Source organism: Calothrix sp. UHCC 0171 (genome assembly GCF_034931845.1).
GTDB lineage: Bacteria > Cyanobacteriota > Cyanobacteriia > Cyanobacteriales > Nostocaceae > Brunnivagina.
Window position 1 is genome coordinate 1 of record NZ_JAYGHN010000084.1, and the last position, 8,474, is coordinate 8,474.

Here is an 8,474-nt window from a genome sequence, read left to right on the forward strand (position 1 = left end):
TTTTTTGACGCTTACATATTCCGAAATTTTTTCTGTAAGAGGTTTTTTATGCGAAGAAATATCTGGGCGACAAAGAATCATCTCCATAATTCCATTACTTAAGCATGTAACTCAACCAATCGAGCTATTTTCATTCAAGTGTCGGTGGAGGGTGGTGTGGCATACATTAGCAAGAGTATTCACAAACAAAGACATCGTGATTTGAAGCGCGTAGCGTTTCTACCTGCTTCAAAAACTTAAACTCGTTTAGGAATGTATTTGTTGATTTAGATTTAAGAGCTTCAGGACTTACGCAACTGGCACATTTTCAGTAGAACTGTCACATTGGCTTAATTTAGCTGTAACAGTTATAAATTAAGGCTTATAAGCATTAAACTCAGATTGGAAGGTATGTGCCAGTTGACCTTATATTGTGACGCTTGCGTCAGTCCTAAGCTTATCAGGAGCGTTTTTTCTTGTTTGTGAATTGAAAATTTATTAGAGAAACTGGGGTTAAGTTATTTTTTCTACGTGTTTGCGATCTTGCTCTGCTTCTGAAAGTGAGTTGTTGATATGCGTTGGTAGTGTGGGTAGTTCACTAAAATCCAAAATAGTATAAGCTGAATGCTGTTGACTGATGGCATAAATGTAAATGTAATGGAATGGCACATAACTGACGCTCAAAGTTTGGCAATAATCGACCAAGAAATTGGTGATCATGTTTTTTCACCCGCAGAGTATGAAATAGTACGACGGGTTATTTATGCCACGGCAGACTTTGAATATCAATCTTTGCTTCGTTTCTCAGAACGTGCCCTACAAGCGGCTGCGGCAGCCTTGTCTGCACGTACTACCATCATTGTGGATATGCCAATGGTACAAGTGGGTATTGCATACGATATCCAAAATACATTTGCGAATCCAATATTTTGTAGTTTTGATGCAGTAACAACTCCACAAGATCGAAAGACACGTGTGGCTTGGGGTACTAAAACACTGGCAAAACGATACCCAGAAGGCATCTTTGTTGTGGGGCAATCACAAACTGCACTCTCTATGCTGGTGGAGTTAATTGAAGCTGAGGAAATTAAACCTGCTCTAATCATCGCGACTCCAGCAGGGTTTATAGGTGTCGATACAGCCAAGGAAAAGCTACGAGATTCGCTAATACCCAATATTATGATTGAAGGGCGTAAGGGTAATGCTGTAGTCGCATCTGCGGTTGTGGATGGCTTGATTGATTTAGCCTGGCAGGCATATGGGCAAGAAGGATAATTAAGTTAGAAGTGATTTAATAATCATTTTTTTGTCTGGGTCTATTGCTTCCAGATGAACGACGGCGACGTTGAGGCGTATCATTTTCATTATCACGCAAACGACTGCTAACTGCGGCAAAAAAATCACGCCGTAAAAAGGGATAATCGCTGACCCATAGGTCACGACTAGGAATGTAGACATCACTGATTTCTTCAATAGTGCTAAGGTCTGCACGATTAGACATGACCACCAATTCTGCCCATTGACCACGGGAAATAGCTTTATAAGCAACCTGTAATGGGGCTTGAAATTCGGCAATAAATCCGGTTTCGTCCTCTATTTCCAAATTAATTCGCTTTTCACGGTTTTCAACAATCACCAAATCACCTTTGTTATTAACGGTTTCTTGCTTACTGATTAATTCTTCGGTAATCCAAAAATCTAGTATGCGACCTCGGAAAAAACCGCTATATTTGTAGCGACGACATTTTAAGTTTCGCTGGCTGGCTTGAAAAGCTGGACTCCATAACCAATAAAAGGCTCCAACTATCCCCAGTATGAAGATAACAAGATCAAAGTCTAGTCTGAATAAAACTACAAATAATAAAACGATCGCCGCAGCAACTACGGAAATGAGCAACCTCTGTAAAAAGCTGGGAAATTTCCCCCAATAATATTTATACTGACGACCTGTAGCAATCAGAGGGATGAGTTGTTCAAACTTTTCGCGGGTGAGTGGAACAAGCATTTTTTATGAACTCGAAGAATGGGAAAGGTTGATGGGACTGGGGAAGGGAACAAAAGATTCCAGTCATTCCCTATTCCCGACTGCCTATAATATTTTTTCTAATCCATATACCAAAGACTTTAACTGTTGAATTTTGCGAATTGCGAGTAAAACTCCTGGCATGTAACAAGCCCGATCCGATGTATCGTGACGTAATGTATATATTTGTCCATCTGCACCAAATATAACTTCCTGGTGGGCTATTAGTCCAGGTAAGCGGATACTATGTATTCTAATACCTTCTCCGGCTTCGCTACCTCTTGCACCTTTGATTTTCTCTTCTTCTTTTACTTGAGGTAGGTTAAAAGTTTTACCCATCTCTGCTAGGAGTTGAGCGGTTTGAATAGCAGTACCGCTTGGTGCGTCAGCTTTTTGATTGTGATGCAATTCAATTATTTCCACGTGGTCGAAATATTTTGATGCTGTTACTGCTGCTTGTTGTAATAACACCATACCAATGGAAAAGTTGGGAATAATTAAACAACCAGTGCTGGCTTTTTCAGCAAAGTCTCCCAAATCTTGTAACTGTTCGGGACTCAAACCAGTTGTGCCAACGACTGGACGAATACCATAGGCGATCGCACTCCGTACATTATCATAAACCCCACTAGGATGGGTAAAGTCTACCATTACCCCTGGTTGCATTTGCCGTTCCCCTGCAACATACCCCAACATCGCTTCCAGTTGGTTAGTAATTGGAACTTCTAAAGGTTCACTTAAACCAGCTAATTCTCCTGCATCTTTACCTTGGTGTTCGGGACTGGTATCTAAAGCACCCATTAATATCATGTCGGCTGCTTGGGCGATCGATTTCACCACTTCACGCCCCATTTTACCCGCAGCACCGTTAACAATTACTGGAATCTTACTTTGGTTGGTCATCATTCAGATATGTGTTTTGAGCTAACAAACGAATTTTAGGGGAATTTGGTGTTCGCAAATCAATTTATTAATTCCCAATCCATTTTAAATTTGCGATCGCCAACTTCACGAATCACAAAATTATCCAAATTATCTAATTAAATTACATTCTTCTTCAGTAACATTAGTGAAATTGCGGCAGGTAAAATTTTATGTTCTTCTACTTGGATTCTGGCATGAAGGCTATCTAAAGTATCATTGGGTAAAATGGGAACAGCCGCTTGCATTAAAATTTCACCACTATCAACTTCTAAGGAAACTAAATGCACTGTACAACCTGTAATTTTTACGCCACTTAAAAATGCTTGTTCGATGGCGCGGGAGCCTTTAAAGCTGGGTAATAAACTCGGATGAATATTAACAATTCTATTCGGAAATTTATTAATCAAAACTTGTGTAACTATTCGCATCCATCCTGCCATGACAACTATTTCTATCTCATTTTGCTGTAAAATATCGACAATAGCGACATCTAAGTCTTCACGTTTATTGTAGTTGCGATGATTCAATAAGACTGCCGGAATATTTCTATTTTCTGCACGTTTTGCCGCGTATGCATCAGGATTGTTGTAGATTAAAACCCGAACTTCAGCATTCAGTTGTCCACTTTCTATTGCCTGAGCAATTGCTTCAAAATTACTGCCATTACCAGAAGCCAATATTCCTATTTTTGCTGGATTTTCTCGATTAGCAAAAGTATTATCGATAGGAGGACAAATCAAGCTTGGTGGTGAATTAGGAATAGTCGTTTTCATTGCGGATAAATACAGGAAAAAGATTGAGCTTCAAGAGAGCAATTAGTAGGTTATGGAGCTAAAATTGAGCTAAAAATTTATATTTGAATTAGTATTAAATGAGATGTTTATTTCTTTTCTGTGGGGTCAAAAAATCTAATATTTTTGGGAGGAATTATCGATGACGATATTCTTTCAAAACTCGGTGTGGTGCTAGAAAAATTAGTTGGTCTAGATTTACCTGGACCAGAATTAATAATCTCTAACCGCATTTTACCATCAACAGTGATTTCAAAAATTGTTTCGACCTTTTGACTGATGTCTGTGGGGATAATATCTAACTGCATAGGTTTTGTTTCTGAATTCACTTTGTAAGTTAACTCGTATGCAAGATTATCAGAGTTCGACCACATAAATAATTTTTTTTCAGCAGTGAAAATAAAATTCATAATTTCTGAATTGGAGGCATTTTTGGTTTGCCAATGTCCGATTAGTTGCTGCTGAACTGGCTGAGATGATTGGGTGAGCGTTGTTATTTGAGATGCTTGTGGATTTGAATTTGCTTTGGCAATGACTTCTTGACTTAAAGTTGTGATTATTGTCACTAAGCCCACCAATAGTATTTTAGGGGAAACGTATTGAGCTAATTGCGATCGCTGTAACTGAAAATTGTTATGATTCATTGCATATCCAAATATCAAACAGCTTGATTATGGTTGAATATTTACGAAAATTTACTAAGAGGTCAACAAATGAACACAAATCATAACATGATTTCTTCCCGTAATCATCAAGGCGACATTTTAGATAACGATACCTTAGCAGCCTGGATTTTTCTGACTCCAGCATTAATTTTATTAGGATTATTTATACTTTTTCCGATAATTTACCTGTTTATCCTCAGCTTTACGGCTGGAAGTTTTACATCAGTAGGTACTTACTGGGTTGGGTTAAAAAATTACACGAGATTAATCCTCAATCCTGATTTTTGGCAGGTAATTAGTAATACTTTATATTTTGCGATCGCAACTGTAATTCCGAGCCTGATTATTCCTTTGGGTTTAGCAGCATTATTAAATCGCAGTATTCCCATTCGAGGTATTTTAAGAACAACTTATTTTCTTCCTTCAATTGTTTCATTAGTTGCCGCAGGTTTAGGTTTTCGTTGGATATTTCAAACTGATGGTCCAGTGAATATGTTATTAACAAATATGTGGGGGATAGAGCCAGCAATATCTTGGTTGGGAGATACTTTTTGGGCAATGCCAGTATTAATTATTTTGAGTATTTGGAAACAAATAGGTTTTAATATGGTGGTATTTTTAGCGGGTTTGCAAACAATTCCACCCAGTCGTTATGAAGCTGCTGAACTTGATGGTGCTAATGGTTGGCAGCAATTTTGGTACATTACTTTACCTGGCTTACGTCCAACTTTAGTATTCGTAATTGTCACAACAATTATTTTTACATTACGAAGTTTTGAACAGGTTTATGTTATGACTGGTGGTGGTCCTTTAAATTCTACCAATTTACTTGTTTTCTATATTTATCAAGAGGCATTTGCCCAATTCGATTTTGGTTATGCCGCAGCAGGCGCAACAATACTCTTAGCAGTGACTTTAATTCTTGTATATTTACAATTACGAACATGGAGTGAGTGAGGAAACTTAGTTATTCCTCCCCCATATTTTAATTCCTATTTTAAAATTCACGTTTTGAAAAAATCAATATTGCTAATGCTAATAACATCACACTATAAAGCAATCCATAACCAGCATTAGAAATTAATGCAGTTGTGTTTGGTAATGCTTGCATTCCATAAACAGCTTGATTTTTCAAATCCAACCGCGATAAGTCGGGTAAAACAAGATACAAAACTTTAGTAATACCTTCTACAGTAGGGTTATTACTGAGATTACCTAGCTTGAGTAAATCTTGAGAAATATTACCCATTAAATAAATACCAAAGGTTAAAGCTGTTGCTAGCAATGAACTGGTAAACACACCCAAAGTAATTGCCACAGCAGCGATTAAACATAATTGTAGTAGTAAAAATAAAGACGCGATCGCGATACTCTCAAGAGAGTAGGATACTTTGGCAATTTTCATCAATCCCAAAAAAATACCCGTCATCACCGCCACCAATACGGCTAAAACTGATGATAAACCGATGAACTTACCACTGATAAATTCGGCACGACTAACGGGCTTGGAGATTAACATCAAAATCGTCCGTTTTTCGATTTCCTTGTTGACTAAACCCGTCCCCACAAATATCGCCACAATCGTACCCAGGGCACTCATTGCCGCCAAACCAAAATCGGGTAGCATCTTTGCCTCTGTTGATGCCGCCAAGTCTGGCAACAAACGCATGGCGACGACAAGTATTAGCCCATAAATACCAATGATATACAAAATGCGATCGCGCACCACTTCTTTAAAGACATTACTCGCTAGTACAAAAGGTCTATTTAAGTTCATAATCATACTATATAGATAATAATTAAGGGGAATTGGGGAGAAAATATCACAAATATAGCAACTACATTTCCCTTGTCTATACTTTCCTTTTACCCAATTTTCCCTAGCAACTACTGTTTCGCTGGAGGAGAACCTGCGAAAAATTTCGGTGTCGGTTCGCACTGAATTTCCGCAACGAGAATTTTTTCACCTGGTTTTTGGATATTTACAGTCGCAGAATTTGCGGCAACTGAAACCGGATCAATTTGACAGGATTTACGCAAAAAATAGCGTTTATAACTAGAACTTGGACCATTCCAAACAGTTAACAAATCTAATTGATATCCACCACCTTTCTTATTATTTACCCTCGCATCCACATTCCATAATTCCCATTCTTCAATGACTTCTGGCTGAAATGTATCAACTTTTTTACCACTTTGTTTACTCAAAGTTTGGATAACATCTTTGCCTAAATTATTTACTCTCTGGGGCGCTTCAATTAACCAGCGTTCGACTTCAGACCAAACTCTAGCCGTTAGTTGCTCCTCCACTCTTGGCTGCAAACGATTCAAAATTAAAGCACCATTTTCTGGAAGTTTTGCTTGCGGCTCAGTTCTAATCACAAAAGTGCTACGACTAACATCATCTGCTTGGATACTGGGATATTGTCTCACCCATTTATCAACAGTAAAATATAGTTGTATCCAGCAACTTAAGATTAAACTACAAGCAACTAAAACAATAATCCTCTGGCGGACTTCTGCTTTCGGAAGTTGACTCTTGACATCAATACCACTTCCTTCAAAAAATTCGGGAACAGCAGTAATTATTGCAGCTATAGTCGGCCATAAAACAATAGTTCTAGTAGTGAGAACATCTTGTTCATGCCCGAAGGCAAAAACACTAACTAAAAAACCAGTTATCACAGAGCCGACTGGCATATTAGTGCCAGGAATAAGTAAAGGCTGATCTGTTGTATACCAAGATGTACCAGCAATTAAAAATACCCATCCCAAAAATGCAATTATACTTTTGATTGGTGGCTCTGATAGTGATGACATGAGCCAAGAAAATATACTTAGATAAATTAGTGTTTGCCATGAGTAAGCACGCGGTGGAACTAGTATATTGCGGACACGCCCATAGACAAATTCAATAATCCCAAATAGACCAAATAAGTCTCTTACTATTTGCATATTTTCAGTTATTAGTTAGTTTTTGGTTTAGTGGTGAAGAGTTCGCAAATTAGTTATTAGTTAATAGTTAATAGCTTATACAGGAGTCCGGTTTTACTTCTGAAAAAATTAAGTAACGCAGTAAATATTTATAAATTGTACATTACGCTGTCGTTAACACACCCTACGTATCTTTTCAAGAATTAAATAGTAATCCTATAGCTATTAATGATTATCGATTGTCAATTGGCTCTAATTGTCCGCAGTATCATAATCAAACTAATCAGGGTATAACTTAAGGAATTAGCAATTAGCATGGTAGTTAACAAGTTGGTATTTTGCAACTTGAATCTATTTGTAGTACGTCGAGATGTTTTACGATTGGTTGAAAGTCCTTCAACTTGAGGTTGAGGGACTTTGTTAAGATCGCGTAGAGAAAGTAACGCTAGCTTTAAGAAGAAAAATTTAATTAAAAACGTTGCAAAGAAAATAATAAAAGCCGTAATGACAACTAAGCCACGCAAGCTAGGATTGAACTGATCAAAAAAGACAAAACTGATTAACTCAGATTTTAATCCTATGGGCAAAATTGGCTCAATTAGAAAAAATATCACCCATCCCAATGCCCCAGAAAAAAGATTGATGCCTATGGAATAAAAGATACTAGTACGTTTATCGAATTTGAGCCGAATCGCCATTACATAGGCTTCAACTGGGATTGTAAGTGTAAAAAATAAGAAATTGAACAAGATTGCCCCCAGTGGAAATACTGGGGCTAAATCAAAAAAGGGAAAACCTGGTAAATCAAACATACGACTGTTGGTTGTGTAACTTGAGAAAGTATAGCTATACTGTCGTGGCTGTTGGGGGAAATTATCTCATTCTTCCAGCATTTTGAAGCTGTTTGATACATAAGTTTCCGGATGGTATAGTCCAATACGCTTCAGTTAAGGTTGTCAGTCAATCGATTTGTTGAGAACCAAGATTTGGGGAAAATCCCCCGAACCCCCTCCAAAAAAGTTGATCTGTTTTGTTTGCAGTAATTGATTTAAGTAGAACGGTGCAAATAAACCTTAGACGCGGGGCGGCTTCTCGCAGAGTAGTATATAACGAAAAGTAAAGTTACCTAAAACCCTCTCCACATCACTGACTTGAAAA

At 37.8% G+C, this 8,474-nt stretch carries 9 protein-coding genes; 2 read left to right on the forward strand and 7 right to left on the reverse strand.

The features are described 5' to 3' along the window. Positions 1 to 636 precede the first annotated feature (636 nt). On the forward strand, positions 637 to 1,254 hold the full coding sequence (locus VB733_RS26920; protein WP_323343116.1) for a precorrin-8X methylmutase: 618 nt from the start codon (positions 637 to 639) through the stop codon (positions 1,252 to 1,254). Positions 1,255 to 1,270: 16 nt separating this feature from the next. On the opposite strand, the gene VB733_RS26925 is transcribed toward VB733_RS26920, so the two are convergent. The 4 genes from VB733_RS26925 to VB733_RS26940 all read right to left on the reverse strand — a co-directional run bounded on the left by VB733_RS26925 (position 1,271) and on the right by VB733_RS26940 (position 4,361). Further along, positions 1,271 to 1,984 (reverse strand): phosphate ABC transporter permease, encoded by a 714-nt coding sequence (locus VB733_RS26925; protein WP_323343117.1) that lies wholly within the window; start codon positions 1,982 to 1,984, stop codon positions 1,271 to 1,273. A gap of 84 nt (positions 1,985 to 2,068) precedes the next feature. Then, entirely contained in the window at positions 2,069 to 2,905 is an 837-nt protein-coding gene (gene dapB / locus VB733_RS26930; RefSeq protein WP_323343124.1) for a 4-hydroxy-tetrahydrodipicolinate reductase, read from the reverse strand. A gap of 137 nt (positions 2,906 to 3,042) precedes the next feature. Then, on the reverse strand, positions 3,043 to 3,699 hold the full coding sequence (gene purN / locus VB733_RS26935) for a phosphoribosylglycinamide formyltransferase (RefSeq protein WP_323343118.1): 657 nt from the start codon (positions 3,697 to 3,699) through the stop codon (positions 3,043 to 3,045). Between the two features lie 107 nt (positions 3,700 to 3,806). Next, positions 3,807 to 4,361, reverse strand: a complete 555-nt coding sequence (locus VB733_RS26940; protein ID WP_323343119.1) for a hypothetical protein — start codon at positions 4,359 to 4,361, stop codon at positions 3,807 to 3,809. A 69-nt stretch (positions 4,362 to 4,430) separates the two neighbouring features. On the opposite strand from VB733_RS26940, the gene VB733_RS26945 reads away from it, so the two are divergent. Continuing rightward, positions 4,431 to 5,339, forward strand: coding sequence for a sugar ABC transporter permease (locus VB733_RS26945; protein ID WP_323343120.1), 909 nt, complete (start codon positions 4,431 to 4,433; stop codon positions 5,337 to 5,339). 40 nt (positions 5,340 to 5,379) lie between these two features. Here the strand turns inward: VB733_RS26945 and VB733_RS26950 are convergent, their stop codons facing one another. The 3 genes from VB733_RS26950 to fraC form a co-directional block, all read right to left on the reverse strand. After that, positions 5,380 to 6,159, reverse strand: a complete 780-nt coding sequence (locus VB733_RS26950; protein ID WP_323343121.1) for an ABC transporter permease — start codon at positions 6,157 to 6,159, stop codon at positions 5,380 to 5,382. Between the two features lie 110 nt (positions 6,160 to 6,269). Further along, on the reverse strand, positions 6,270 to 7,337 hold the full coding sequence (fraD, locus tag VB733_RS26955) for a septal junction protein FraD (RefSeq protein WP_323343122.1): 1,068 nt from the start codon (positions 7,335 to 7,337) through the stop codon (positions 6,270 to 6,272). A 221-nt stretch (positions 7,338 to 7,558) separates the two neighbouring features. Continuing rightward, positions 7,559 to 8,128: a filament integrity protein FraC gene (gene fraC / locus VB733_RS26960; RefSeq protein ID WP_323343123.1), complete on the reverse strand. Its 570-nt coding sequence runs from the start codon at positions 8,126 to 8,128 to the stop codon at positions 7,559 to 7,561. Positions 8,129 to 8,474 lie beyond the last annotated feature (346 nt).